This is a genomic window from Nocardia sp. XZ_19_369, assembly GCF_015355715.1.
Lineage (GTDB): Bacteria > Actinomycetota > Actinomycetes > Mycobacteriales > Mycobacteriaceae > Nocardia.
In genome coordinates, this window is the sequence record NZ_JACVED010000009.1 from 179,108 (window position 1) to 204,107 (window position 25,000).

At 67.5% G+C, this 25,000-nt stretch carries 20 protein-coding genes and 1 pseudogene; 13 read left to right on the forward strand and 8 right to left on the reverse strand.

The window, feature by feature from the left end; genetic code table 11:
* Positions 1 to 34: 34 nt before the first annotated feature.
* Both IBX18_RS31480 and IBX18_RS31485 read right to left on the reverse strand, forming a co-directional pair.
* Entirely contained in the window at positions 35 to 727 is a 693-nt protein-coding gene (locus IBX18_RS31480; RefSeq protein WP_194837136.1) for an HAD family phosphatase, read from the reverse strand.
* On the reverse strand, positions 724 to 2,280 hold the full coding sequence (locus IBX18_RS31485; protein ID WP_194837137.1) for a mannitol dehydrogenase family protein: 1,557 nt from the start codon (positions 2,278 to 2,280) through the stop codon (positions 724 to 726). Before IBX18_RS31485 ends, IBX18_RS31480 begins: the two co-directional genes overlap by 4 nt.
* A 573-nt stretch (positions 2,281 to 2,853) precedes the next feature.
* On the opposite strand from IBX18_RS31485, the gene IBX18_RS31490 reads away from it, so the two are divergent.
* From IBX18_RS31490 to IBX18_RS31515, 6 genes are all read left to right on the forward strand, one after another.
* Positions 2,854 to 3,903 carry a Gfo/Idh/MocA family oxidoreductase gene (locus tag IBX18_RS31490; RefSeq protein ID WP_194837138.1) on the forward strand — a complete coding sequence of 350 codons (1,050 nt, stop codon included), beginning with the start codon at positions 2,854 to 2,856 and terminating at the stop codon, positions 3,901 to 3,903.
* 125 nt (positions 3,904 to 4,028) lie between these two features.
* Positions 4,029 to 4,922, forward strand: a complete 894-nt coding sequence (locus IBX18_RS31495) for a bile acid:sodium symporter family protein (protein WP_194837139.1) — start codon at positions 4,029 to 4,031, stop codon at positions 4,920 to 4,922.
* A gap of 107 nt (positions 4,923 to 5,029) precedes the next feature.
* Positions 5,030 to 7,129 (forward strand): serine/threonine-protein kinase, encoded by a 2,100-nt coding sequence (locus tag IBX18_RS42415; protein WP_228542095.1) that lies wholly within the window; start codon positions 5,030 to 5,032, stop codon positions 7,127 to 7,129.
* 46 nt (positions 7,130 to 7,175) lie between these two features.
* Entirely contained in the window at positions 7,176 to 8,723 is a 1,548-nt protein-coding gene (locus IBX18_RS31505; protein WP_194837140.1) for an AMP-binding protein, read from the forward strand.
* 38 nt (positions 8,724 to 8,761) lie between these two features.
* Complete coding sequence (locus IBX18_RS31510) at positions 8,762 to 9,550, forward strand: M50 family metallopeptidase (RefSeq protein ID WP_194837141.1); 789 nt, start codon at positions 8,762 to 8,764, stop codon at positions 9,548 to 9,550.
* 164 nt (positions 9,551 to 9,714) lie between these two features.
* Positions 9,715 to 10,278 carry a type 1 glutamine amidotransferase domain-containing protein gene (locus IBX18_RS31515; RefSeq protein WP_194837142.1) on the forward strand — a complete coding sequence of 188 codons (564 nt, stop codon included), beginning with the start codon at positions 9,715 to 9,717 and terminating at the stop codon, positions 10,276 to 10,278.
* Positions 10,279 to 10,477: 199 nt separating this feature from the next.
* Here the strand turns inward: IBX18_RS31515 and IBX18_RS31520 are convergent, their stop codons facing one another.
* Both IBX18_RS31520 and IBX18_RS31525 read right to left on the reverse strand, forming a co-directional pair.
* Positions 10,478 to 10,984 carry a gluconokinase gene (locus IBX18_RS31520; RefSeq protein ID WP_306796500.1) on the reverse strand — a complete coding sequence of 169 codons (507 nt, stop codon included), beginning with the start codon at positions 10,982 to 10,984 and terminating at the stop codon, positions 10,478 to 10,480.
* Positions 10,985 to 11,274: 290 nt separating this feature from the next.
* Positions 11,275 to 12,162, reverse strand: a complete 888-nt coding sequence (locus tag IBX18_RS31525; protein WP_194837144.1) for a dihydrodipicolinate synthase family protein — start codon at positions 12,160 to 12,162, stop codon at positions 11,275 to 11,277.
* A gap of 81 nt (positions 12,163 to 12,243) precedes the next feature.
* On the opposite strand from IBX18_RS31525, the gene IBX18_RS31530 reads away from it, so the two are divergent.
* From IBX18_RS31530 to IBX18_RS31540, 3 genes are all read left to right on the forward strand, one after another.
* The gene (locus IBX18_RS31530) at positions 12,244 to 13,164 is read left to right on the forward strand and encodes an LLM class F420-dependent oxidoreductase (RefSeq protein ID WP_194837145.1); all 921 of its coding nucleotides are present in this window, start codon (positions 12,244 to 12,246) and stop codon (positions 13,162 to 13,164) included.
* A gap of 22 nt (positions 13,165 to 13,186) precedes the next feature.
* The gene (locus IBX18_RS31535; protein WP_194837146.1) at positions 13,187 to 14,053 is read left to right on the forward strand and encodes a class I SAM-dependent methyltransferase; all 867 of its coding nucleotides are present in this window, start codon (positions 13,187 to 13,189) and stop codon (positions 14,051 to 14,053) included.
* Positions 14,054 to 14,356: 303 nt separating this feature from the next.
* Positions 14,357 to 15,394 (forward strand): alpha/beta hydrolase family protein, encoded by a 1,038-nt coding sequence (locus IBX18_RS31540; protein ID WP_194837147.1) that lies wholly within the window; start codon positions 14,357 to 14,359, stop codon positions 15,392 to 15,394.
* 72 nt (positions 15,395 to 15,466) lie between these two features.
* Here IBX18_RS31540 and IBX18_RS31545 read toward each other — a convergent pair whose 3' ends face one another.
* Complete coding sequence (locus IBX18_RS31545) at positions 15,467 to 17,419, reverse strand: CocE/NonD family hydrolase (RefSeq protein ID WP_228542096.1); 1,953 nt, start codon at positions 17,417 to 17,419, stop codon at positions 15,467 to 15,469.
* Between the two features lie 377 nt (positions 17,420 to 17,796).
* Here IBX18_RS31545 and IBX18_RS31550 point away from each other — a divergent pair, with 377 nt between their 5' ends.
* A complete protein-coding gene (locus tag IBX18_RS31550; RefSeq protein ID WP_194837149.1) occupies positions 17,797 to 18,702 on the forward strand; it encodes a dienelactone hydrolase family protein in 906 nt (301 codons plus the stop codon).
* Between the two features lie 12 nt (positions 18,703 to 18,714).
* Here IBX18_RS31550 and IBX18_RS31555 read toward each other — a convergent pair.
* The 3 genes and pseudogenes from IBX18_RS31555 to IBX18_RS31565 all read right to left on the reverse strand — a co-directional run bounded on the left by IBX18_RS31555 (position 18,715) and on the right by IBX18_RS31565 (position 21,784).
* A pseudogene (locus IBX18_RS31555) lies at positions 18,715 to 20,222 on the reverse strand (FAD-dependent monooxygenase).
* Positions 20,219 to 20,803 carry a TetR/AcrR family transcriptional regulator gene (locus IBX18_RS31560; protein WP_194837150.1) on the reverse strand — a complete coding sequence of 195 codons (585 nt, stop codon included), beginning with the start codon at positions 20,801 to 20,803 and terminating at the stop codon, positions 20,219 to 20,221. The pseudogene IBX18_RS31555 and the gene IBX18_RS31560 overlap by 4 nt, the downstream one beginning before the upstream one ends.
* Before the next feature lie 81 nt (positions 20,804 to 20,884).
* The gene (locus tag IBX18_RS31565) at positions 20,885 to 21,784 is read right to left on the reverse strand and encodes a LysR family transcriptional regulator (protein WP_194837151.1); all 900 of its coding nucleotides are present in this window, start codon (positions 21,782 to 21,784) and stop codon (positions 20,885 to 20,887) included.
* Between the two features lie 136 nt (positions 21,785 to 21,920).
* On the opposite strand from IBX18_RS31565, the gene IBX18_RS31570 reads away from it, so the two are divergent.
* The 3 genes from IBX18_RS31570 (at position 21,921) to IBX18_RS31580 (ending at position 24,906) form a co-directional block, all read left to right on the forward strand.
* Positions 21,921 to 23,021 carry a sorbosone dehydrogenase family protein gene (locus tag IBX18_RS31570; RefSeq protein WP_194837152.1) on the forward strand — a complete coding sequence of 367 codons (1,101 nt, stop codon included), beginning with the start codon at positions 21,921 to 21,923 and terminating at the stop codon, positions 23,019 to 23,021.
* A gap of 543 nt (positions 23,022 to 23,564) precedes the next feature.
* Entirely contained in the window at positions 23,565 to 24,284 is a 720-nt protein-coding gene (locus tag IBX18_RS31575) for a hypothetical protein (RefSeq protein WP_194837153.1), read from the forward strand.
* A 184-nt stretch (positions 24,285 to 24,468) separates the two neighbouring features.
* Positions 24,469 to 24,906: a DoxX family protein gene (locus IBX18_RS31580; protein ID WP_194837154.1), complete on the forward strand. Its 438-nt coding sequence runs from the start codon at positions 24,469 to 24,471 to the stop codon at positions 24,904 to 24,906.
* The last annotated feature ends 94 nt before the right edge of the window (positions 24,907 to 25,000 follow it).

Sequence of the window (25,000 nt, forward strand, 5' to 3'; positions counted from 1 at the left end):
CCGACAGATTCGAGTTAGCTCGGAACAGTCTCGCCTATGCGGTCGACGCGGTCGAGGCCGCATTGGCGACCGCGAGGTATTCGATGACCTGATGCAGGTCCGGGTACAGCCGGTGCGCGAGCCTGCGGGACTCGTCGGTCGGCTGCACCAGATCGGGCACGAGGATGCAGCGCAGGCCCGCCGCGCAGGCGGCACGTAGGCCGTTGGTCGAATCCTCCAGCGCCAGTGTGGTTTCCACCTCACCGCCGAGCGCCGCCATCGCCTTGAGGTACGGCTCGGGGTCGGGCTTGCCCTTGGTCACGTCCTGTCGAGTCACGACCACCTCGAACCGGTCGGCGATGCCGGCCAGTTGCAGGTGATGGTCGGCGCGCTCCCGCGACGACGACGTCGCGATCGCCTTGGGCACGCCTTGCGCGTCGAGCGCGTCGAGCAGCGCCACCGCGCCGGGCTTGGTGGTCAGCCTGCCGCCGTCGACGAGCTGGCGCAGGTGCACCTCGTGCAGGTCGAAGTACTCCTCCAGCGGGAATCCCCGACCGTACGCGGCCGCGGCGAGCGTGCGGCAGCGGTCGGCGGGCACGCCGATCATGCTGCGACAGAACTCGGGTGCCATCTCGTAGCCGAGCTCGGCGCCCGCGGAGACCAGCGACTCCATGGCCAGGCTCTCCGAGTCGATGAGCAACCCGTCCATATCGAAAACTACTGCGCGAACAGGGCTTTCGGCGTTCACCCCATGCTCCCTTCCGACTGCGGCGCCAACCGGCGCCGGACCGCGGCCGCGGCACCGTCGCGGGTCATTTCGGCCAAGGCGTCACCGACCTGCCGTTGCACGTTCTCCAGCTCCGGTAGCGTGCCGAAAATATCGGTGCGCTGCAAGAACGCCTGCGCACAGCGGTGCGGGTCGGCGTCGACCAGCACCGCGAGCGAATCTTCCCTCGGGTCGATCAGCTCCATCACCGCGCCGGGGGCGTGGCTCGCGGTGAACCACCGTATCCACGCGGCGATCAGCAAGGTCGCGCCAGGGGTGGGCCTGCCTGCGGCGATGTTGTCGCGCAGGGCGTCGACGACGCGCGGCATCATCTTGTCCGAGCCGTTGCGGCCGATGCGGGTCATGTCCTGGGCGATGGCCGGATTGCGGAAGCGGCGCATCAAATCGTCTACGGTCCTGCGTAATTCGGCGGCCGACAGGGCCAGCGTCGGCCCCTGTTCGTCCAGCATGAACTGGCGGGCCAGCGCCGCGAGTGCCGGATCGGCCGTCGCTTCGGCGATGGTGCGGTGGCCCGCGAGGCCGCCGAGGTAGGCGAGCAGCATGTGCGTGCCGTTGAGCAGGCGAAGCTTGGCCAGCTCGTAATCCTTGACGTTGGCGACGAATTGGGCGCCGCCGAGTTCCCACTGCGGGCGCTCGCCGTCGAAATCCTCGATGGTCCAGGTCATGAACGGCTCGGCCGAGACCGGCGCGAGGTCCTCGATGCCGCCGAGCCAGTTGCGGGCGACCGCGGCGTCGGTGGGCGCGGTCGGCTGCACGATGCGATCCACCACGCTGTTCGGGAACTGCACGTGCCTGGCGATCCACTCGGCGAGATGGTCGTCGCGCAGCAGGGCGAAATCGATGACGGCACGGCGCAGGGTGCTGCCGTTCGCGCACAGGTTGTCGCAGCTGATGATCACCGGCGGGGTGCTGCCCCGCCGGCGGACCAGTTCGAGACCCTGCGCGAGCATGCCGATCGGGGTGATCGGCCTGGTCGGGAAGCGGACGTCGTGGCGGACGCCGGGGCAGTCCACCTCCAACCGGCCGGTGACCGGCGATACGCAGTAACCGCTGGCGGTGACGGTGAGCGTGACGATCTTGACGCGCGGGTCGGCGATGCGCTGCGGCACGCCGATCAGGTCGGTCGGGGCGTGCACGGCCTCGGTGATCGAGCCGACCACCTCCACCCGTGCCGCGCCGTCCTCGTGCAGCAGCGTCGTGTACAGGTGGTCCTGCGCCCGCAGCGCGTCGACGACCGTCGGGCGGTTGATGGCGACGGCGGTGATGCCCCAGCGTGGATCGCCGGTCTCGTTCATCGCGTGCTGGGTGGCCAGGGCCTGGTGCGCGCGGTGGAAGGAGCCGCAGCCGAGGTGCAGGATCCCGGCGGTCAGGCTGCGCGGGGCGAAGCCCGGCCTGGCGACCGAGACGGGCAGGCGGGTGAGCATGTCGGTGGACAGGCGTGGCACCACCTTGCCCGGGATCCGGGACGTCAATTCTGTCCGAGTTTTCTTCGCCGTAATCAGCGGCACACGCATGTGCGGCCTCCGTTGGTTCTACAGAAGGGGCGATATCGAACGCCTTATCAGCATTGACTAAGCGACATTTCAAACGTAGGTGAGGTTGGCCAGTATTTCGACAGCAAACCCCGGATCAGGCAACTGAAGGCACGTTGCAGCAGGTCACCGGGTGTATTGCAAATATTCCGTAAAGCTCCACCTCAGAGCCCACGAATTGACGGTAACTAGCGGGAATACGCGTCGCCAAAATGCACACTCGTGACCTCTGTCACGCAGAGTTATTTCCGTTTTGCCCGTTAGGAAACGCTTTAAGTTTGCTCACAGATTTGCTGAGTAATTGCCGAAATTTGCCAGGAGAATACGGTGTAAACACAGCCGCCACGGGCGGGTGTGGCCGCGGAATGCACTGCGGCAGACCTATTTCCGAATGGAAGCATCCGCACTCCTGCTGACCTGAGGGGTCGCAAGGCGGGTGAGGTCGTAAGCAAGACTAAGGTTGCCTCACAGTTGCCGACGGGCAGTAGTGAGCGGTAGTCAGCGGCCCTTCGGGGCATGGCCCGAATTCCTGGGACGATCCGCTAGCGTCGAGGCATGACGCTCCAGGTCGCTGTTCTCGGGTACGGGTTGGCCGGGTCGGTTTTCCACGCGCCGCTGATCGCCGCCGATCCGCGGCTGCGGGTGGCGGTGGTGGTCACCTCGTCGGCCGAGCGGAAGGCGCAGGCCGAGCGGGAACATCCCGGTGTGCGGGTGGTCGCTACGGCCGACGAACTGTTCGCGAATACCGCCGGGATAGATCTCGTGGTGATCGCTACGCCCAACCGGACGCACGCGCCGCTGGCCAGGCAGGCGTTGGATGCAGGGCTGCCGGTCGTGGTGGATAAGCCGTTCGCGGTCTCGGTCGCCGAGGCCGAGGATTTGGTCGAGCGAGCCGAGCAAGCCGGGCTGGCATTGACTGTCTTTCAGAATCGTCGCTGGGACGGCGACTTCCTGACGGTGCGCGCCCTCACCGAAGCGGGCCGGCTCGGGCAGGTGCGGCGGTTCGAGTCGCGCTTCGAACGCTGGCGTCCGGTGCCGAAGGGCGGTTGGCGGGAGATGGGCGGCGTCGCCGATGGCGCGGGGCTGCTCTTCGATCTCGGTAGTCATCTGATCGATCAGGCGCTGACGCTGTTCGGGCCGGTGGCAACGGTGTACTGCGAGCTGGATCAGCGACGCGAGGGCGTGCAGACCGATGACGACGCTTTCCTCGCGTTGACGCATACCTCGGGCGTTCGATCGCACCTTTGGATGAGTGCTGTTGCGCCGCAACTGGGTCCGCGGTTTCGGGTGCTCGGTTCCCAGGCGGGGTATGTCAGCTACGGTCTGGATCCGCAGGAAAGCGCGTTGCGCGCCGGTCGCCGCCCGGACGACGGTAAGCCTTGGGGCACAGTCGAATCCGAGCACTGGGGCGTCTTCGGTGCCGAGTCCGCCGTGGAGCCGGTCCCCACCATCGCAGGCGACTACCCCGCCTTCTACGCCACACTGGCTACCGCTCTGCTCGACGGTGGGCCCGTTCCGGTCGACCCGCGCGACGCCGTGGCTACACTGCGCGTGCTGGAATCCGCGCGCCGATCTGCCGCCGACGGCGAGGTCGTCACAGCGTGAATCGGCGGCAATCTTAAGGCTCTGCCCACAGTATTTGGACTGGCGACGCGCGCCGCGGATCGATAACGTCGTCACTCGGTGTCGGCTGCGTGTGGGCCGACCGCTCGGCTGAGGAGGAGATCCGCATGGGTTCAACGATTTTCGCGGTGTTCCTGCCGCTGGCCCTGGCCTTGGTGATGTTCGGGCTCGGATTGACCTTGGCCGTGGACGATTTCGCCAGGGTGCTGCGCTACCCGAAAGCCGCGGTGATCGCGCTGCTCTGTCAGATGGTGCTGCTGCCCGCGGTCTGCCTCGGGCTGATCTATCTGTTCCGCCTCGAAGGGGCGCTCGCCGTGGGCATGCTGCTGCTCGCCGCGTCGCCGGGCGGACCGTCGGCCAACCTGTTCAGTCACATCGCGGGCGGCAATGTGGCACTGAACATCACGCTCACCGCGATCAATTCGGTGCTCGCGGTGTTCACCATGCCGCTGATCGTCGCGTTCGCGTTCAGCCGGTTCATGGACGGCGACGGGTCGTTCGGGCTGCGGCCGGACAAGTTCGCGCAGGTGTTCGCGATCGTGCTGGTGCCGGTGGCGATCGGCATGTGGGTGCACCGCCGGTTCACCGCGTGGGCCGAGCGGATGCGCGGAAACGTCAAGATCCTGTCGATCGTGGTGCTCGCGCTGGTCGTGCTCGCCGCCGTGGCGAAGAACTTCAGCACGCTCACCGAGAACATCGGCAAGCTCGCTTCGCTGAGTCTGCTGTTCGCCGTGATCAGCCTGGCGGTGGGGTATTTCGTGCCAAGGCTGTTCGGGATCGATGCTGATCAGGCGATCGCCTCGGCCATGGAGATCGGCATCCACAACGGTGCGATCGCCATCGCCATCGCGAGTTCGGTACTGCACAACGGTGCGATGGCGGTGCCGGGCGCGGTGTACGGCGTGCTCATGAACATCCCCGCGGCGATCGCGGCCTTCCTGCTGGCCAGGTATGTGCGGCACGACCGTTCGGCGCCGCTGTCCAGCGCAACGGCCACGTAGGCGCGACACGGTGACGCATGCCTGGTGAATCGGGCAACTGAACCAGACAGCGTGGCAAGCGGTAGGTAACCTTTCGATGTTCGACATTCGAAGGGAGCCGCATCGCGATGCGACCGCTCGGCGCAGACGATCCGACCCGGATCGGCGACTACCGGCTACTCGGCGTGCTCGGTGCGGGCGGGATGGGCCGGGTGTATCTGGGGCGCAATGCCGGTGGGCGGACCGTTGCGGTGAAGGTGATCCGGCCGGATCTGGTCGGTGACAACGAGTTCCGGGTGCGTTTCCGCCGCGAGGTGACGGCGGCGCGACGGGTCGGCGGCCGGTTCACCGCGCAGGTCCTCGATGCCGATGTCGATGCGAACCCGCCGTGGCTGGCGACTGGTTACGTGGCGGGGTTCTCGCTGACCGAGGCGGTCGAGGAGTACGGGTCGTTCACCGAGAGCCCGCTGCTGGTGCTCGCGCATGGACTGGCCGAGGCGTTGGTCGCCGTGCATGCGGCGGGGTTGGTGCACCGCGACCTCAAACCGTCCAACGTGCTGCTCGCCCTCGACGGGCCCAAGGTGATCGACTTCGGCATCGCGCGGGCGATCGAGGACAGTCAGCTCACCACCACCGGAAAGGTCATCGGCTCACCGGGATTCATGTGCCCGGAACAGGTGACCGGTAGTCCGGTCGGCCCGGCGAGCGATGTGTTCGCGCTCGGCGGAGTGCTGGTGTTCGCGGCCACCGGGCACGGACCGTTCGGGGTCGGCGAGATGGTGCAGATGCTGTGGCGGGTGGTGTACGAGGAGCCCGAGCTCGACGGGGTGCCGGATCGACTGCGGCCGCTCATCGCGGCTTGCCTCACCAAGGACCCCGCCGCGCGCCCAACCCCCGAGCGGATCATCGCCGACCTGCAAGCCCTCGGCATCCCCGGCCGCGGCGGCTGGCTCCCCGGTCCGGCGCTCGAGGAGGTCAGCAGGCGCGCAGTGGAATTGCTCGATCTGGACTCCGGGCCGTTCGACGTGCCTGAGGCGCTGGGCAAGATGGACGCGGATTCGGCGCGCGCCGCCGACACGGTGGCCCAGGCATTTCTCGACCCGAATGTGCGGGCCGCCACAAGTCTTCCAGGGTTCGGGCAAGCCGAACTCGCGCCGCGCTCGTGGTGGCAGGATGCGGGCGAGCCGCCGGGTGCGCCGCGTCCGCCAGGGCAGCCGGGTTCGCCGCAACTAACGGCGCACCCAACGGGGCAGACCCCGAATCCGTCAGGGCAGCCAGCACACCTGCCGGGGCAGCCTGCGAACTCGCCGGGGCAGGCCGCGCAACCGCCAGGACAAACCACAGACTCGCCCAAGCAGACAACGCATCCGCCAGGACAGGGCGCGCACCGGCCAGGACAAACCGCGCACCCGTCAGGGCAGACAACGCACCTGTCGGGTCAGACCGCGCACCCAACGGGACAGACAACACACCCGCCAGGACAAACCACGAACTCGCCGGGGCAGACGACACACCTGTCGGGTCAGACCCCGTACCCGGCAGGGCAGACGACGCACCTGCCAGGGCAGACCACGCCTTCGCCAGGGCGGACGACACACATGTCGGGACCTACCGCGCAGTCGCAGGGACATACGACCTTCATAGCCGGGCAGTCCGCAAACCCGTCCGACCAGACCTATTCCCGTGGCGCACAGGATGTCTCGGCCAACCCGCCGGACGCACAGCACCCCGCACCACGACCCAAGCGTCGCGCCGCAATCATCGCCGCCGCGCTCGCCCTGTGCCTCACAGTCGCCGTCGCCGCCTTCGTGATCACCAAACAGATCGCCCGCGGCCCCGCCGGTTCCGAAACCCAATACACCGACTCCCCCGGCACTCCCGCCGCCGACGTCCCGGACGCGTTCATCGGCGAATGGAAGGGCGTCGTGGAGGACAAACTCGGTAGCTACGACATCGTCTTGACGCTCAACGACGGAGCGCTCGGCACGGAAATCGGCAGTTCCGCCAACACCGGAAATGTCATCGGGCTGAAATGCGGTCGAGCAGAAACACTCACGGATGCGTCGTCGGACACACTCACGCTGATCGCCCGACTCACCGAGGACGGCGGCGGCTGCAACGACGAAGGGGCGACCACCACCGTCCGGCTACAGTCCGACGGCACCTTGTCGTACACCACCCACGGAGTACTCGGCGACATGACGGGAACCCTCACCAAAACCTCGTGACCCGCTTGTGCTACGAGGTTGCTGACGGAGTGGCAGACTGCGAATCATGGATGATGCTTCATCGACCCCGACCATCACTTGCGCGGGACGCGTCCGGTCGCAGGCCGAGGCGCACCAGCGCGCGGGACGGCTGGCGGCCGCGCTCGCGGAAGCGGGAGTGCAGCCCGGGAACCGCGTGGCGATCATGGTCCGCAACGACATCGAGTTCCTCGAGGTGTCGCTGGCCGTCGCGGCGTGCGGCGCGAACGCGGTGCCGATCAATACCCGCTGGCAGGTGCCCGAGGTAGCGCACGTGCTCGGCGACAGCAATGCCAGCCTGGTGGTCGCACACACCGAGTTCATCGATATCGTGGAACGGGCTGTGCCGCAGGACGATACGACCATTCTCGAGATCGTCATGCCGCGCGAGCTACTCGCCGAGGCCGGCCTGGACGCGGCGCTGGCCGAGCCGACCGGCAGGCACCCGACCCTGGAACAGTGGATCGACAGCCACCCCGAGCCGCTGGGCCGCATCGAGGGCGCGCGCGACGATTCGACCGGACTGATCTACACCTCCGGCACCACCGGACGCCCCAAAGGTGTACTGCGCGAACGGATGACGCCCCATCAGTGGTTGACGATCGCGGGCAGCGCGGCCAAGCGGCTCGGGCTCACGCCGCGCGGGCAGGCGGTGATTCCGGGGCCGCTGTACCATGCCAGTCCGAACGGGATCGCGACGCTGGCGATGCGGGTGGGCACCAACCTCACCATCATGACGCGCTGGGATGCCGAGCAGTTCCTGCGGCTGGTCGACGAGCGCCGCATCAATCAGGCCAAGGTTGTGCCGACCATGCTGTCCCGGCTGCTGTCGCTGCCCGAGGACGTGCGCAATCGCTACGACGTGTCCAGCCTGACCCACATCATTCACTCCTCGGCACCGTGCCCGCCTGCGGTGAAGCGGGTTGCGATCGACTGGTTCGGGGATGCGCTGATCGAGTACTACGGCTGTGCCGAAGCGGGCACGATCACGTGGATCTCCGCTCAAGAGTGGCTGGCGCATCCGGGTAGCGTCGGCCGTCCGGCGGACGGTGCGGCGGTGGTGGTCGTCGATGAGTCGGGCGAGCCGCTGCCCGCGGGCGAGACCGGTCAGGTGTTCGTGCGCGGCGCCGATTACTGGCCGCGGTTCCGCTACCTCCATGACACCGATGAATCAGCGAGTCCGGTGCCGGGTTTCCTCGCCGTCGGCGACCGCGGTTACCTGGACGACGACGGGTTCCTCTATCTCACCGGGCGGTCCAGCGAGCTCATCATCTCCGGTGGGGTGAACATCTATCCCGCCGAGATCGAGAACGCGATCATGGCGCTGGACGGTGTCGAGGATGTCGCGGTGTTCGGTATCCCGCACGCCGGTGATCTCGGCGAAGCCGTTGCCGCGCAAGTTGTTCCGCGTCCGGGAGCAGAGCTCACCGAGGAAGGTATTCGCGCGGCGCTGGTCGGGCAGCTCGCCTCGTACAAGGTGCCGAAGGCGCTGCGGATCGTGGCCGAACTCCCCCGCGACGATGCCGGAAAGATCTACAAGCGCCAGCTCCAAGCGGAGATGTCAGCCGCCGGTTGAGGCGCGCCCGGTGCGGCCGTAACCGTTAGAGTGCGGCGGTGGACAGAGCCGAATGGGTCGAACGTGGCACCTCCATCGTCGACCGCCTGACGACAACCCAAACCCAGCCGCCGTGGTGGTTGGTGGCAGGCGCCGGGGTGGTGGCGCTCGTACTGGTCGGATACACCCCGCTGTGGCGGTTCACCCGCAATATCGTGACCATCGCGCACGAGGGTGGGCACGCGCTGGTCGCGCTGCTCACCGGGCGCAGGCTCAACAGCATCCGATTGCATTCGGACACTTCGGGTCTCACCGTGTCGAGCGGAAAACCCTACGGGCTCGGCATGATTCTCACCACGATGGCGGGCTATCCCGCGCCGCCGCTGCTCGGGCTGGGGTTCGCCGCGCTGCTCGGCGCGAGCCGGATCACGCTGATGCTCTGGACCGCCATCTTGCTGCTGGCCGGGGTGTTGATCATGACGCGCAATGTCTACGGCATGCTGACTGTGTTCGCGGTCGGCGCGACCGTGTTCGCCGTGTCCTGGTTCGGCACCGACACGCTGCAGGCGGGTTTCGCCTACCTCGGCGCCTGGTTCCTGTTGCTCGCGGGTGCACGGCCGGTGATCGAACTGCAGCGCGGTCGCTCCCGGCAGTTGCGCAGCCGCTACCAGCAGGACGTCGCCTCCGACGCCGACCAGCTCGCCCGCCTCACCCACCTGCCCGGGCTGCTGTGGGTCGGGCTGTTCGGGGTGGTCGCGGTGGGCTCGCTGCTCGTCGGCGCGGGACTGCTGATCTCGGATATCTCCGGGGTCTGCCTGTCGAGTCTGTCCGGTGGGACCTGCACGTGATCGCGACGCGTCTGCCTAGGCCGACCTGCGCTGGAGCCTGTGGTCCGGGGCGCAGTGCCCACGTCGCCTTCGCGGTGCTTTCCCGACTCGGTGGCCGCCAGCGGGTTTAGCTTTCCGTTTTCGCGGCACGCCTACTCCTGGGACGAATGAAAGGAGTAGTCGGCATGTCGGACGAACTGAATGGGACGCGCGTACTGATCATCACGTCCAACACGGGTGTAGAGCGCGATGAGCTGCTGGTACCGCAGCGGGAGCTGAAGGAAAAGGGTGCCACCGTCGTGCATGCCGCGCCCAAGAACGAGCAGGTGCAGACGTTCGAGCACGACACCGAGAAGGACGTCACCGTGCAGCCGGATTCGGCGTTCGATGAGGTCGAGGTCGATGACTACGACGTGCTGGTGGTGCCCGGTGGCACGGTCAACGCCGACAAGTTGCGTGCGGAAGACCGGGCGGTCGAGCTGGCCAAGGGGTTCGCCGCGGCGGGTAAGCCGATTGCCGCGATCTGCCACGGGCCGTGGTTGCTCGTGGAGGCCGGTCTCACGCCCGACAAGACGCTGACGTCGTACTTCTCGCTGCGCACGGATGTGAACAACGCCGGCGGACGGTGGGTCGATCAACCGGTGGTGCGTTCCGCTGAGGGCGGTTGGGCGCTGATCACCTCGCGCAATCCCGATGATCTCGCCGACTTCTGCGGGGCGATCACCGAAGAGTTGACGGCGAAGGTGTAGATCAGGCGACGTACTCGGGGAGCCGGGCGCCTCGTCACGTGCGTCCCGGCCGCGTCGTCACGTGCGTCCCGGCCGCGTCCTCACGCGCGTCCGGCTGCCGCGTCATCACGCGCGTCCGGCTGCCGCGTCATCACGCGCGTCCGGCTGCCGCGTCATCACGCGCGTCCGGCTGCCGCGTCACCCGCGCAACGCTGCCGCGTCACCCGCGCAACGCTGCCGCCGTCTCGCGTGCCAGCTCCGCCGGATCTTCGGTTGCGTCGACTGCGGTGCCGCGCTCATCGTCGGCCAGCGGCTCGAGCGCGGCGAGCTGGGAGTCGAGCAGGCTCGACGGCATGAAATGTCCGGTGCGGTCGGCCATTCGGTGTGCGAGTTCTTCGCGGGGCGCGGTGAGATGCAGGAAGAACGCGGTGGGTGCTGCGGCGCGCAGTCGGTCACGGTAGGCGCGTTTGAGTGCTGAGCAGGTGATGACGCCGCCTCGCTCGCCGCGTTCGGCCATCCATGCGGCAACCGCGTCCAGCCAGGGCCACCGGTCGTCGTCATCCAGCGGGATCCCGGCTGCCATCTTCGCGATATTCGCCTCGGGATGGAAGTCGTCGCCCTCTGCGTATTCGACGCCCAGTTCGGCGGCCACCGCGCGGCCGACCGTCGACTTGCCGGACCCCGACACCCCCATCACCACGACGACAGGCAGGTCTCGCTCCGACACACCGGCTCCTTTGCTCGTTGCGCGCCACCTGAGGGTGGTGCGCCATGCCTGAACCGACATTAGCGCGGGCGTCAGCTGATCTGGTCGGGCACGTCGGCAGTACGAGCGGCCCGGCCGGGCCCGCTGGCACTACAACCGGTCTGGCCCGGCATGCCGGCACTCCAACCGGTCTAGCCCAGCATGCCGGCACTCCAACCGGTCCGACCGGGCACGTCGGTACTACACCAATTCGATCTGAACGGGTCCATGGGCGCTAGAACAGCCCCACGCGTGCGAGCTTCGGTTGGGCGTCATGGTATGGCGGCAGTGATCAGTTCGGCGATCGCGCGGCGAGTGTCGTCGTCCACCGGCAGCAGTGGTGGTCTCGGGTCGCCGGCGTCGATGCCGAGCGAACGCAGTCCCGCTTTGACGGTTCTCGGCAGTCCGTCGCGGGTCAACGCGGTGAGCAACGGCTCCAGTTGTTCGAAAAGCTTTGTTGCCGCTTCGGTTTCGCCAGCTCGCAGCAGTCGCCACACCTCGGCGATCTGCTCGGGCACCAAACATGCTGCGGCCGTGCACCATCCTGCCGCTCCGGCGTCGAATGCTTGCAGCGCGAGCCGATTACTGCCGTTGAAGAACGGCACGCTCATCCCACCGAGTTCCGCGATCCGGCGCATCCGCGCGATATCACCACTGGATTCTTTGATCATCGTGATGTTGTGCACGCCCGCAACGAGATCCACCAGAAACTCCGGCGACATGTCGATGCCGCTGGTGCCGGGATTGTTGTACGCCATGATCGGCAGCGCTACCGCCTCGGCTACCGCGGTGAAGTGCCTGCGCAGCTCGTTCTCGGTCAACCGCCAGTAGGCCACCGGCAACATCATCAGCGCTGTCGCGCCCAGCCGTTCGGCGAGCCGGGCGCGCGCAATCGTTCCCGCCGTGGTCAACTCCGACACCCCGACCACGGTCGGCACCCGCCCGTCGACCTGCTCCATACAGATTGATGCCACCGCCGCCCACTCCTGATCGTCGAGGTACGCGCTCTCCCCCGTACTCCCCAGCGGCGCAACAGCATCCACTCCCGCGTCGACCAGCCGATCCACCAGTGCCCGCAGCACCTCCTCATCGACCTTGCCACTATCGGCACTGAACGGCGTTACCGGATAGGCCACAATCCCCGAGACAGACTCACTCATCGACACTCTCCAATCCGCACCCCATCATCCCGGGGCCCCCGGCCGTACCGGATGGAAACGTTCTCGGGCACCATGGTGATCATGGACTTGCGCATCTTCACCGAGCCGCAGCAGGGTGCGAGCTACGACACGCTGCTGACCGTGGCCAAAGCCACCGAGGACCTGGGATTCGACGCGTTCTTCCGGTCCGACCACTACGCCGCGATGGGCGGCGCGGATGGCCTGCCCGGCCCCACCGATGCCTGGATCACCCTCGCCGGGCTGGCCAGGGAGACCAAGCGGATCCGACTGGGCACGCTGGTGACCGCTGCCACCTTCCGGCTGCCCGGACCGCTGGCGATCCAGGTCGCCCAGGTGGACCAGATGTCGGGCGGGCGGGTGGAGCTCGGGCTCGGCAGCGGCTGGTTCGCCGAGGAGCACGCCGCCTACGGAATCCCTTTCCCCGCAGACAAATTCGCGCGGTTCGAGGAGCAGCTCGCGATCATCACCGGCTTGTGGTCGACGAAGCCGGGTGACAAGTTCGACTTCGACGGCGAGCACTACCAGCTGACCGACTCCCCCGCGCTGCCGAAGCCGGTGCAGGATCCCGTGCCGGTGCTGATCGGCGGACACGGCGCCACCCGCACGCCGCGGTTGGCCGCACAGTACGCGACCGAGTTCAACATGCCGTTCTCCTCGATCGAGGACAGCGCTGCCCAGTTCGGGCGGGTTCGCGCGGCCGCCGAGGCGCGGGGACGCAGGGCCGACGACCTGGTCTACTCGAACGCGCTCGTCGCCTGCGTGGGTGCCGACGATGCCGAGGTGGCGCGGCGGGCCGCGGCGATCGGCCGCGAGGTGGACGAGCTGAAGACCAACGGGCTGGCCGGTTCGCCCGCCGAGGTGGTCGACAAGATCGGCCGGTACGCCGAGATCGGCGCACAGCGGATCTACCTGCAGATTCTGGACCTCGCCGACCTCGACCACCTCGAGTTGATCGCCGAACAGGTGCAAGCGCAGCTCTGACCGCAGCGAGATCGGACGCCCCATGGAGACCGGACAGCCGAGCCGGACGGCCCTCGCCACCGCGTACGCCCGCGCCTACCACCAGGTCGCACCCGAGCCACGGGTACTCACCGACCCGTTGGCGGCGGCGACCGCGGGGGTGCGTACCGAGGAGCTGAGCGAGGCGGCAGTCGCCCCGCCCGGCGAATCGGCGGCCGACGCCGCTCTGCAACGGCTACGACGCCTGTGTTTGGCGGCCCGGTCCCGCTTTGCCGAGGACACCATCGCCGACGCGGTGGCCGACGGAGTGCGGCAGGCGGTGAGCCTGGGCGCAGGCCTGGACACGTTCGCCTACCGCAACCCGCATGCCGGGCTGCGCGTGTTCGAGGTCGATCATCCCGCGACGCAGACGTGGAAGCGCAGGCGGCTGGCCGAGGCCGCGATCGAGGTCCCCGATTCGCTGACCTTCGCGCCGGTCGACTTCGAAACCGCCACGCTCGCGCAGGGTTTGGCGGCGGCGGGCTTCGCACGCGACGAACCCGCCGTCTTCCTCTGGCTGGGTGTCGTGATGTACCTGGCCCCGGACACAGTCCGGGGCACGCTGCGCTACATCGCCGAGCACGCGGCCCCGGTGCGTTTGGTCGCCGACTACATCGGCCCGCCGTCGGCGGCCGCGCCCGAGTATCGGGCGGCACTCGCGGCCAGGGCGGAGCGGGTCGCCGCCCTCGGCGAGCCGTGGCTGAGTTACTTCACTGCGCCCGAGATGACGGCGGAATTGCGTGCCGCGGGCTTCACCCACATCGACGACCGCAACTCGGCGGACGTGCTCGCCGACTTCATCGGCCGGGCCGAGCTCGGCCCGGACCCGGATCTGTTGAACTCCCGCATCGTCCGCGCCAGCCGCACCTGATCAACGATCAAGCGGCGCATGGTCGCTCATCGGCCAGGTGACGAAGCGGCGGACCGAAACGGGCTCGGGTGGTAGTCGGGTGTGCGCTCGACGGTGAGCGGGCGCCGGCTACTCCGCAGCGCCGGCAATGAATTCGCTGAGCGCTTCGGGCGCACCGAGCATTGCCGGTGGGGACTTCGATGGCGGTGGCGTTCATGCGGCCGGCCATGTCGCGTGAGCGAGTCCACGCGACTGTGAAATCGGGGTTCGCATCGGGGTGGTTCCCGATGCGGGCGCACTCGGCAGATCCGTAGCGTCGACGTCATGATCGATATGGTTCGTCGTCGATTCCGGGCGGGTGCAACACTTTTCGCATTGACCGCGACCTTCGCGACGTCAGCGTGCACGTCATCGACGACGGCTCCCGAGCGGCCGGTTGCGGGTCACAGCGGGAAAATCGAGACGGTTGCACAGCAGCGCCTCGACGAACGTACTGTCGATCTCACCGTGCGGTCGAATGCCCTCGCGCAGGACACCACGGTTCGACTGCTCACCCCACCCGGCTGGCACGATCGCACCCCGGAGCGCACCTGGCCGGTGCTGTACCTGCTGCCTGGCGGCGACGGCGACCACACCAGCTGGACCACCGACACCGGCATTGCCGAGACAGCGCAGCTGCGAGACGTCCTGATCGTGATTCCCGGAATGCCGATGTTCGGGTTCTACACCGACTGGGCCGCCGGCGGGTCGAGAATCGAGTCCTTCCACCTCGACGAGATGATTCCGCTGCTCGAACGCGACTTCGGCGCGAGCCGGAAGCGGGCGATCGCGGGTATCTCCCAAGGGGGTTACGGCGCACTGAAATACGCCGCCCTGCGGCCCGGTATGTTCGGCGCCGCCGCCAGCTACAGCGGCTGGCTGCACCCGCTTCGACGCCCCGAGGTGGTCCTCGGTGCCGCTACCTTCCTCGATATCGACGGCACCGCATTGTGGGGTGACCCGGTTCGCGAACGAGCGCGATGGATGGCCAACGACCTCTACCATCTGGCCGGCAAGCTGGTGGGGATCCCCGTCTACCTATCCAGCGGTGACGGCTCTCCCGGTGAATTCGACCCGCCGGACCTGCCACGTGAATCCCTCTTCCCGGCAATCGACAGGCTCGCGGGCGAATTCCCCGCCAGCATGGTCGACCCGACCGAGGCAGTCATGGGTGAAAGCACCCGGCTGGTCGCCGACCGCTTGCAGGCATTGCACGCCACCGTGACCACCCACCTGACCGCCGGCACCCACAGCCCGCCGTACTGGCACGACAACTTTCACCGCTCGCTGCCGATCCTGCTCGACGCGCTGGGGGTCCGATAGACCAGCACCATGCGTCGGGGGCGTCGATCGGCCCGTGGCCGTCACCAGATGCCAGTGGCTGCTCGGCCAGCATCACCCCAGCGGCCTGTTGGTCGGCAGATTCACGAAGCTCGGCGCGGCCGGATCCAGTTGCAGGGACTGCGGTTTCAGTTCGGTGTTGTTGAGCAGGGGCCGGAAAGGCAGTCCTTTCGGGGAGTTTCCGGCGAAGACGTCTACGCGTAGTCGATGTCCGGGCTGGAGTGCGGCTTGGATCGGGATGACGGCGATGTCCAGGGTGACGGGTTCGCCGGGTACCACGGGCAGCAGGGTGTCGAGGGTGATCGGGTTGTAGGGGGCGGTGTAGTCGCCGTTGGGTGCGCGGGTGCTTTTCGCCTCGTCCACGGCGCGCATCGATGCGGTGAGTTGGCCGGTGCTCAGCACGGTCGAAGTTCCGTCGGGGGCAACGTCGTTCACGGTGACTGCCCAGTATCCGTCGGTCGCGTCGTGCACGGTGTTGAGGTGCACGTTGATCGGGCCGGAGAGGGTGGTCCGTTCGGTGACCGGTGGGCTGGTGAAGGTCAGTGCGTTGCGTTCGGCGATGCGAGAGTCCTTGGCGCACATGTCCAGTACCGCGGTGATGCCTGCGGCGCCCTGGGCGGTGTCGCGGGAGCAGACGGCGGTGAGGCCGGGGGCGACGGTCAGCGTGCGAAATGCGGCGGGCTTTGTCGCGGACAGGGATCCGTCGTGCACGCTTTCGGCGGTGCCGCTGGGCTCGGCGGACAGGTAGACCCGTCGGTGGGTCATGTCGGTCTGCGGGAACTGTTTCATGGTGACCCAGCCGCCGCCCTGCTCCCAGACGGTCACCGGGCCGAATCCGTCGATGCCGTGGTCGATGTCTTTGAGCCACTTGTCGAACCACACGCGCTGCAAGACGTCCAGTCGCGCGGGGCCGCCGGGCGCGCCGGTGCCCGCGCCGGGATTCGCGTGATAGGTGTCGCCGACCAGTAGACGTTTCTTGTTGGCAGGCAACGGGATCGCGTTGAAGAGGGTGGTCGCGCTGTTGGCGAAGATGTCGTGCCAGCCGCCATAGACGAAGGTGGGCACCGTGATTCGTTCCGGATGGCCCAGAATGGCCTGCCGGAAGTCGCTGTCGTCGTCCAGCGCGGCGGCCAGCGTCTGCGGGATCTGGTCGAGCGACGGTGTGAGCAACGCCTGGGTGAGCAGGTCGACGTTGGTGGACGGATCGGCCAAACGGTCGCTCAACCAGCGCCAGTCGAAGGTGCCGTTGAGCATCGAGCGCACGTCGGGGATCAGCTTCGACTGGTTCACATTGCTCAGCCAGAGCGGCAGGAAGGTGGTGCCGACGCCGCCGCCGGGCGCGACGACGTCGCGCATCAGGTCGCTGCCCGGCTCCACCGGGAAGATGGCTTTCAGTGCGGGCGGGGCGTTCTCGGCCGCACGGAGCTGGTTGATCCCCGCGTAGGAGCCGCCGCTCATGCCGACTTTGCCGGTGGACCACCGCTGGACCGCGGCCCACTCGAGCACTTCGCGGGTGTCCTGCTGTTCGCGGGCGCCGAGGGTGTCCCAGATGCCCTGGGAGAAGCCGGTGCCGCGCACATCGGCGACGACCAGCGTGTATCCGCTGCGAATCAGGTTGCGGTCGAGGCCGAGGACGGTCTGCACGGTGCCGCCGTCGAGCGCGTGTAGTAGATCGCCGAAGCCGCTGATCGGCGTCCCAGTAAGGTTCATCCGGCGCAGCGAGTCCAGGACGAGCGGCTGCAGGCCAGGTGCAGCCAGCGCCGAGTCGACCAGGTTCGCTATCAGTTTGGTGTACGGGGTGAGGTTGACGATGGTCGGCAGTGGACGCTGTTCGACCACGCCGTCCGCGTTCACCGGGCGGTAGACATTCGCCTTCAGCACCACGCCGTCGCTCATCCGGATCGGCACGTCCCAGTCGATGTGCACGTCGGCGTACGGCTGTGGCCCGTCGTGCAGTGCCGTCCAGCGTTCGCTGTGCGTGCCGGGGTGGGCCGTGGCAGAGCCCATCGCAAACCCGCCGCCAACCACTACCATCGAAAGGACCGTCGCCAGTCGAGCCGCACGGACAAACCGTTGTGCCACTTGCTGCCCCGAAAACATCCTTCTCCTCGACCGATGTGCCGCTTGTTGATTGGGCTTCGCAATGTCGAGGCACAACATAGCAATCTGTTCGCAAATGTCCGGGAGGTACGGCCCGGTCGGTTTGTCGGGTTGTCGCGAGGCGGCTATCCGGTTGTGCGATATCGCATTTGCCCGAATTCGGCGTGGAGATACCAAGCGGTTGGGTTTAAGAATGTCGCCGGGTCGACACTGCTGCGCGGCTCAGTCGCGCCGTTGCCCGCAAAGCCGCGCGGAGTGCTGCGGCGAGGCCTACCTTGGTGGGCATGACGCCGCTGCAGCGCTATATCGCGGAAGAAATCGCAGCCGATCATGCCGACGGCCTCTTGAATCGCCGGGAGGCGCTACGCCGCCTCGGGCTACTCGGTTTCGGGGTTCCCGCGGCGGCCGCCTTGCTCGCCGCCTGTTCCAGCGGGGACAACGAGCAACCCGCTAGCTCACAACCACCCGCTCCCACAACGGTATCCGCGCCGCCAGGGTCGAGCTCCGCCCTGCCGACTACGCCGATTACCTTCCAGGGACCGGACAATCGCGAATTGCAGGGTGCCTGGGCCGGGAGTCCGGAGCCGCGCGGTGGCGTGCTCGTCATCCATGAGAACAAGGGTCTCACCGACCATATCCGTTCGGTGGCAGGGCGATTCGCCGGAGCCGGATACTCGGCCCTCGCCATCGACCTGTTGTCCGCGAAGGGTGGCACCGCGACGTTCACCGATCCGGCGGCGGCGACCGCCGAGCTCAGCAAGACCCCGCAGCAGCAGTTGCTCGCCGACCTGCGCGCCGGTCTCGACGAACTCGGGCGGCGGGTGCCGGGCAAGAAGCTGGGTGCCACCGGCTTCTGCTTCGGCGGCGGCCTGGTCTGGCTCCTGCTGACCGCCGGGCCTGCCGCCCTCGCCGCTGCCACGCCCTTCTACGGGCCCTTCCCCGACAACGGCGATTTCGCTGCGTCCAAAGCCGCTGTGCTCGGGGTCTACGCGGCGAAGGATGCTCGCATCGATGCGACCCGCCCGGCCGCCACGGCCGCACTCGAGCGGGCGGGCACGCCGCACGAGATCTGGGTCGCGCCGGATGCCGATCACGCGTTCTTCAACGACACCGGGCCACGCTATTCGCCTGCGGCCGCCGAGGAGGCTTGGCGGCGTGTACTCGGTTGGTACGGAACACATCTGGGCTGATCGGGCGGCGGGTCACCAGGTCAGGTAGTCCTGGATCGGCGCGGGATCTGTTGCCACAACGCCGATGTAGCCGTCGGGGCGGACCAGTACCAGCGTGCCTGGTCCAGCCGGATCGATGTCGTAGTTGCGGAAGGCCGAGCCGACGGTGAATGTGGCGTCGGTGGCAATACTCGGTTCGATCACTCGCGCTCGGACCCGATCACCTTGTGCACGAACGACTTCGGCGACCGACGAGGCAGTATCCGCGCCGAACCCTAGCAGCGTGCAATGGGGACCGCGGAACAGATCGAACAGGCGGCCCGCCGCGCACTGAGCGTCGGGCGCACGATCACCCGCCCGCACCGCGCCGGGGTTCTCGCGCAGATCCACGGCCAGCGGTCCGCCACGGTAATTGAGCTTCAGCTGGAAGATGTCCGGGCTCCCCTCCCCTGGCTCCGGTGCGCGGAAATTGCGACGGTGCGAGTGTGTCGTCACGTCGAGGACCTGTGCCGCGATCGGAAACCGCTCGTCCTCGTAGGTGTCGAGCAAACCGTCCGGGGCGCCGACAGCACGGCCGCCAACTTCCAGCCGAGGTTGTAGGCGTCCTGGATGCTGGTGTTCAGCCCCTGCCCACCGGCCGATGAATGCACGTGCGCCGCGTCGCCCGCCAGAAACACCCGGCCCACTCGAAAGCGGTCCACCATACGGACATTCACGCGGTACACCGAGATCCAATTCAGGTCGAACAATCGGATGTCCGATCGGCCGGACCGCTCGTCGAGCATCTTCCGCGCGGCCGCCACCGTCAGTTCGGGCACCTCGTCGGCGGTCATCGAAGCGACGAACTGGTAGTAGTCGGTCCCCGGCATCGACCACAGCGAAAAGCGTTCCTGCACATCGCCGGTGGTCAGGATGTGACAATAGGTGCCGGTCAGTCCCTCGGCCCTGACGTCGCCGATCAATGTCCGCTCGGTCTCGAAGGTTTCGCCCTCGAAGCCGACGCCGAGCGCCTTGCGCACGAAACTGCCGCCGCCATCCGCGCCGACCAGATACCGCGCGCGTACTCGTTCGAGTGTGCCGTTACGGCTGAGCGTCGCCGTGACGCCTGCGTCGTCCTGGACGAAATCGATCAGCTCCGTGGCCATTTCGACCCGGCCGCCGAGTTCGAGCAGCCGGTCCCTGAGCAGTTCGTCGGTGCGCCACTGCGGCAGCAGCCACGCGTCCGGATACGGCACGCCGTGGTCACGCTCGACCGGTGCGATCGCGAGCATGTCGTGCAGCGTCCGCGTCCACTGCATCTGTGTGCCCTGGTACATGCGGAACGACGGGAACGGCGCTCCCGCCGCCAGCACCGCGTCGAGCACACCGAGATCGTCGAAGACCTCCAGAGTCCTTGGCTGTAAACCCTTTCCGCGCGATCCAGGAAAGAGCCGCGTCGCCTTGTCCACCACCAGGCAGTCGATGTCGCGCCGGGCCAGCTCGCAGCCGAGCGTGAGCCCGGTGGGGCCGGCGCCCACGATCAGGACCTCGGTGGTCGTCATCTGTCTTCCTTCGTCGAAAAAGTGCGCGTGAGGATCGGGAGCAGTAGTTCATCGACCAGGTCGGTGAGGAACGCGCGGTCGAGCGGCTCGCCGAGAAACATCCGGCGCATGATCTGCCCCTCCGATACCTGGTGTGCCAGTTCGGTCGCGGCGCCTTCGGGCAGTTCGCCGCGCGCGACGGCGCGGTCGACGACGGTGCGGAACGGGCCGAGGTCCTCGTCGGCCACGTGGGCGCGCAGGGCGTCGCCGAGTTCGGAATCCACGCGCATGGCATGCATCAGGCCCGTCATCATGGTCACGTAGTGGTCGTCTACCTGCGCGGTCAACGCGACCAGGGCTGCGATCAGGTCGTCGCGCACCGTCCCGGTGTCCGGTATCTCCGCCACGTACGCCACGTCGTGCGCGTCCATCGCGGCCTTCACCAGGGCGGGCTTTCCCGGCCACCGCCGATAGATGGTCGCCTTGCTCGCCTGCGCCCGAGCCGCGACGGCGTCCATTGTCATTGCCGCGTAACCGATTTCGCCAAGCAGCTCGACGGTGGCGGCGAGTATCGCCTGTTCGCGTTCCGCGCCCCGGACCACAGATCCTCCAAGTGAACGGTACGGTTTCGTTCTCTTGGAAGGTAGCGCAAGTCCGCCGATCGGCACAAGGCCGACGGTGCGCTACGGAGTTTGATCGCCGAGTGCGACGTCCCGGCAAGCCGCCAGCAGCGGCTGCAACCGCTCCATAGCGTTGGTGCGCACGGCGAGCACCGTGGGCAGCGCGAGCACGCCGGGCGTGCAGACCGGCAGGAAGGCCACCCGGCTGCTGTGCAGCAGGCGAGCGTGCGGGGCGTAGAGGACGGTCCAGCCTGCGGCGCCCGCGCCGAGCGCGGCGAGGGTGTCCTGGATCGACACCTGCTCGGGGCCGAAGACCGGTTCGAATCCCGCCTTGCCGCAGGCGGTCAGCACGAGATCGTCGAGCAGGGCGTTGTTCTGCCGGTTGGTCAGGTAGAGCGGCAGCTCGGCGAGCTGAGCGAGATCGACACACCGGTCGGTGGCCGAGGGGTGGTCGGCGGGCAGCGCGACGACCAGTTCGTCGTACCACACCGGGATCTGCTCCACGCCCTCCGGCGCGGTCACCTCGCCGCGCAGAAAGGCCGCGTCCCATTCGTATTCGGACACTTTGCGCAGTCGCTGCCCCAGGGCCGCCGAGGTCAACTCCACCTTCACCCCGGGCGCGTGTTGTTTGAGGGCGACGAGCAGCCGCTCCAGCCGTTCGCCCATCCCCCGGCTGGTCCCGATGCGCAGCACGGTCGGCGGGGTGAGGAAGTCGGCGACGCTGGTCCGCGCGCGCTTCTCCGCCGCGAGCACCTTCTTCGCGGCAGGTAGGAACGCCGCCCCGGCCTCGGTGAGCCGGACGCTACGAGGCGAGCGTTCCAGCAGCACCACACCGAGCTCGCGTTCGAGCCGGCCGAGCTGCTGGCTGACCGACGATTGCACAATCATCAGTCGTTCCGCCGCCCGGCCGAAATGTAGCTCCTCGGCCACCGCGACGAAATACCTCAGTTGACGAAGTTCCATGACCTCAACGTGGTTCGGGGACAAGACTGGGTCAGGCTACCGCCCGTGCTGCGCGGCCAACCGATGCGGCTTCGTCCCGCGCGCCGCGGGCACTGGAAATGGTGTCGGAGGTGCCCACATGGGTATTAGGAATGTCATGTTTGCGCGTCGTGGTGCGGTCGGTGTGGTGGGCACCGTATTTCTGGTCGTCGTGCTGTGCGGGTGCGACAGCGCGGACCGGACCGAACCCGCTCCCCCGACGGTGCACAGCACCGCGCCCAGTGAGCCCTCGAGCGCGGCCGATCTCGGAGCCGCAGAGGAGATCGCGCACGGCATCGAGGTGCCGTGGGGGCTGGCCTTCCTGCCCGACGGCAACGCCTTGGTGGCCGAGCGGGATACCGGGCGGATTCTGCGGATCGGGCCGGGTCACCCGCCGGAACAGGTCTATGAGCTGCCCGGCGTCGTCGCGCGTGGCGAAGGTGGGCTGCTCGGATTGGCGTTGTCACCGCAGTACAACGAAAACCGCTACCTCTACGCCTATTTCACCGGGGACACCGACAATCGGATCGTACGATTCCGGCTCGATGGACGGCCGGAAGTGGTGTTCGACGGGATTGCCAAGGCCGGCAATCACAACGGTGGGCGGATCGCGTTCGGGCCGGACGGGATGTTATATGTCGGGACCGGCGACGCGGGACAGACCGCGCGGTCGCAGGATCCGGCGAGCCCCAACGGGAAGATTCTTCGGCTGACGCCGGAAGGAAAACCCGCGCAGGGTAATCCGACCCCGGGATCGCCGGTATACAGCCTGGGGCATCGCAATGTGCAGGGACTGGCGTGGGACCGCACCGGGCGGTTCTTCGCGGCGGAGTTCGGGCAGAACCGATTCGACGAGATCAATCTGATCGAGCCGGGACGCAACTATGGTTGGCCTGCGGTGGAGGGGAAGGGCGGCACGGACCGCGGATACGTCGAACCGTTGACGACGTGGACTACTGCGGAGGCGTCACCCTCCGGCATCGCGATCGCCGGAGACACACTCTATGTCGCAGCGTTGCGCGGTGCCCGATTGTGGACCGTGCCGCTGCGCGACGGCACCGTCGGGCGGCCCCGAGATATGTTGCGAGACAGATACGGTCGGCTACGCACAGTCATGGTCGCGCCCGACGGAGCACTTTGGCTCACCACCTCCAACACCGATGGTCGCGGCGATCCAGGCCCGAATGACGATCGCGTCCTTCGCTTCCCGGCGCGGTGAGCACCAGGACTCCTGGCCGCAGACTGTTTCGTCCTTCGGCACGGCGCCCTTATGCGGAATAGCCGAGGATGCGCCGAATTCCCCAGTTGAATTGTCGGTTATTCGATGCATAGTAATCGCTGCCGGAAGCGCGTAGGCTGAGTTCACTGCTCCAGCCGGCGACATCATCAATGTTTCCATTGCTGGCAGATGAGTCAAAGCGTGGAAGACTGTACGAGTGTGTCAATGTTTCGATATTCTATCGAGACACATCACGGACACACGCCGCAAAAATATGTTACCGAAAGTTTCCCGACGGCAACATGTTTCATAGATCGGCTGGAATCGTACCGGCAAAACACTCTCCGCTGAATCTCGATCTCCAACGCTGACGAAGACGGCGAATCAATGACTTGTCGATTGAATCGATGAGCCGGTGAATACGCCGTGGCACGCGTACTCGCATTCCTCCGTGTCGAACCGGAGGCATCAAATCTCGCCAGCTCGGCCGGTGCCGATACATCGGCCCCAGCGCATCAGCGCTTCAGCAATCGGAGAACGACCATGAATACAACGCTCACCACACGCACCCGCATCGCTGCCCTGCTGGGCGGCCTCGTGCTGACCACCGGCACCATGATCGCCGTGGCACCGCCGACCTTCGCGGCTGCCTGCGTCACCGTCCACGGCGCCAACGGCGCACCGGGCACCCCGACCAATCCAGCAGGCGGTGCGGGTGGCAACGGCAGCGCCGGTGCCAAGAACTGTCCAGGAGGTAACGGAGGCAACGGCGGCAACGGCTACGGCGGCGGAGCCGGTGGCGCGGGCGGCATCGGCGGCACTGGCGGACTCGGCGCCTCGGGTGTAGGCGGGTCCGGCGGCACCGGCGGGCTCGGCGGTCCGACCGCGGGCTCAGGCGGCGCGGGCGGCGCAGGCGGCAACGGCGGCGCGGGTGCAAACGGCGGCTCCGGCAGCGCAGGCGCGGCAGGCGGTGCGGGCGGCCTCGGCGGTAACGCCCTTGCCGTGGCAACCGGTGGCGCGGGCGGGCGTGCGGGCAACGGCGGCAACGCCAGCGGCACCAACAACAACGGTGGTGCGGGCGCTCGTGGTGGCAACGGCGGCAGCGGTGCCCTCGGCACCGGCGGAGCAGGCGGCAACGGCGGCAACGGCGGAGCCCAGACCGGCACCGGCACCCTCGGCGCGTGCGGCAGCGGCGGCAACGGCGGACCGGGCTTGGTCGCAGGGGCGCCAGGCTCCGACGGCAGCGGCAGCGGAGTCTGCTGACGCAAACACCCACCCCTGAGTACAGGCGGGCCACACCGCAACCGCGCGGTGTGGCCCGCTTTCCGGATTCATCCGAGGCGGTGCGAAAAAATTTCTCGCGGACAGCGATTAGTTCTCGCGCGGGGCTCCGTCCTATCCCTTGAACGCGCTTCCAACCCAGCGCGACCGACCAGAAGGACCAGAAATGACCACCGCGAACCCCACCGCCAACTTCTCCGACAACGCCACCTACCGTCCGGGCAAGGTCCGGAACCGTGTGCTGTGGACCCTGCAGATCCTGCTCGGCCTGTTCTTCATCATCGCCTCCGGCGGGCCGAAGCTCGTCATCCCGAACACCCTGATGGAGAACGCCCCCGAGAATCTGACCATCCCGCTCGGGCTGCTGATCTTCATCGGCGTGGTGGAGGTCGCGGGTGGTATCGGTCTGATGGTGCCGCGGCTCAGTGCCCTGGCCGCCGCGGGTCTGTCCGTGCTCACCGTGCTCGCCGCCGCGACACAGGCTTTCATCGCCGACAAGCCGGCGATGGCGATCTTCCCGCTGGTGCTTGCCGCGATCTTCGCCTGGATCGCCTACGAGCGCCGCGCCACGATCACCGATCTGCGCAACTCGCTCTCGCGATGACACATCTATAAAGCACGACCGGCGATCGGTGGCCTACCCACCGATCGCCGTTCGTGCGTTCGCGGATCGTCGCCGTCGGGTTGGCGGCGACCGA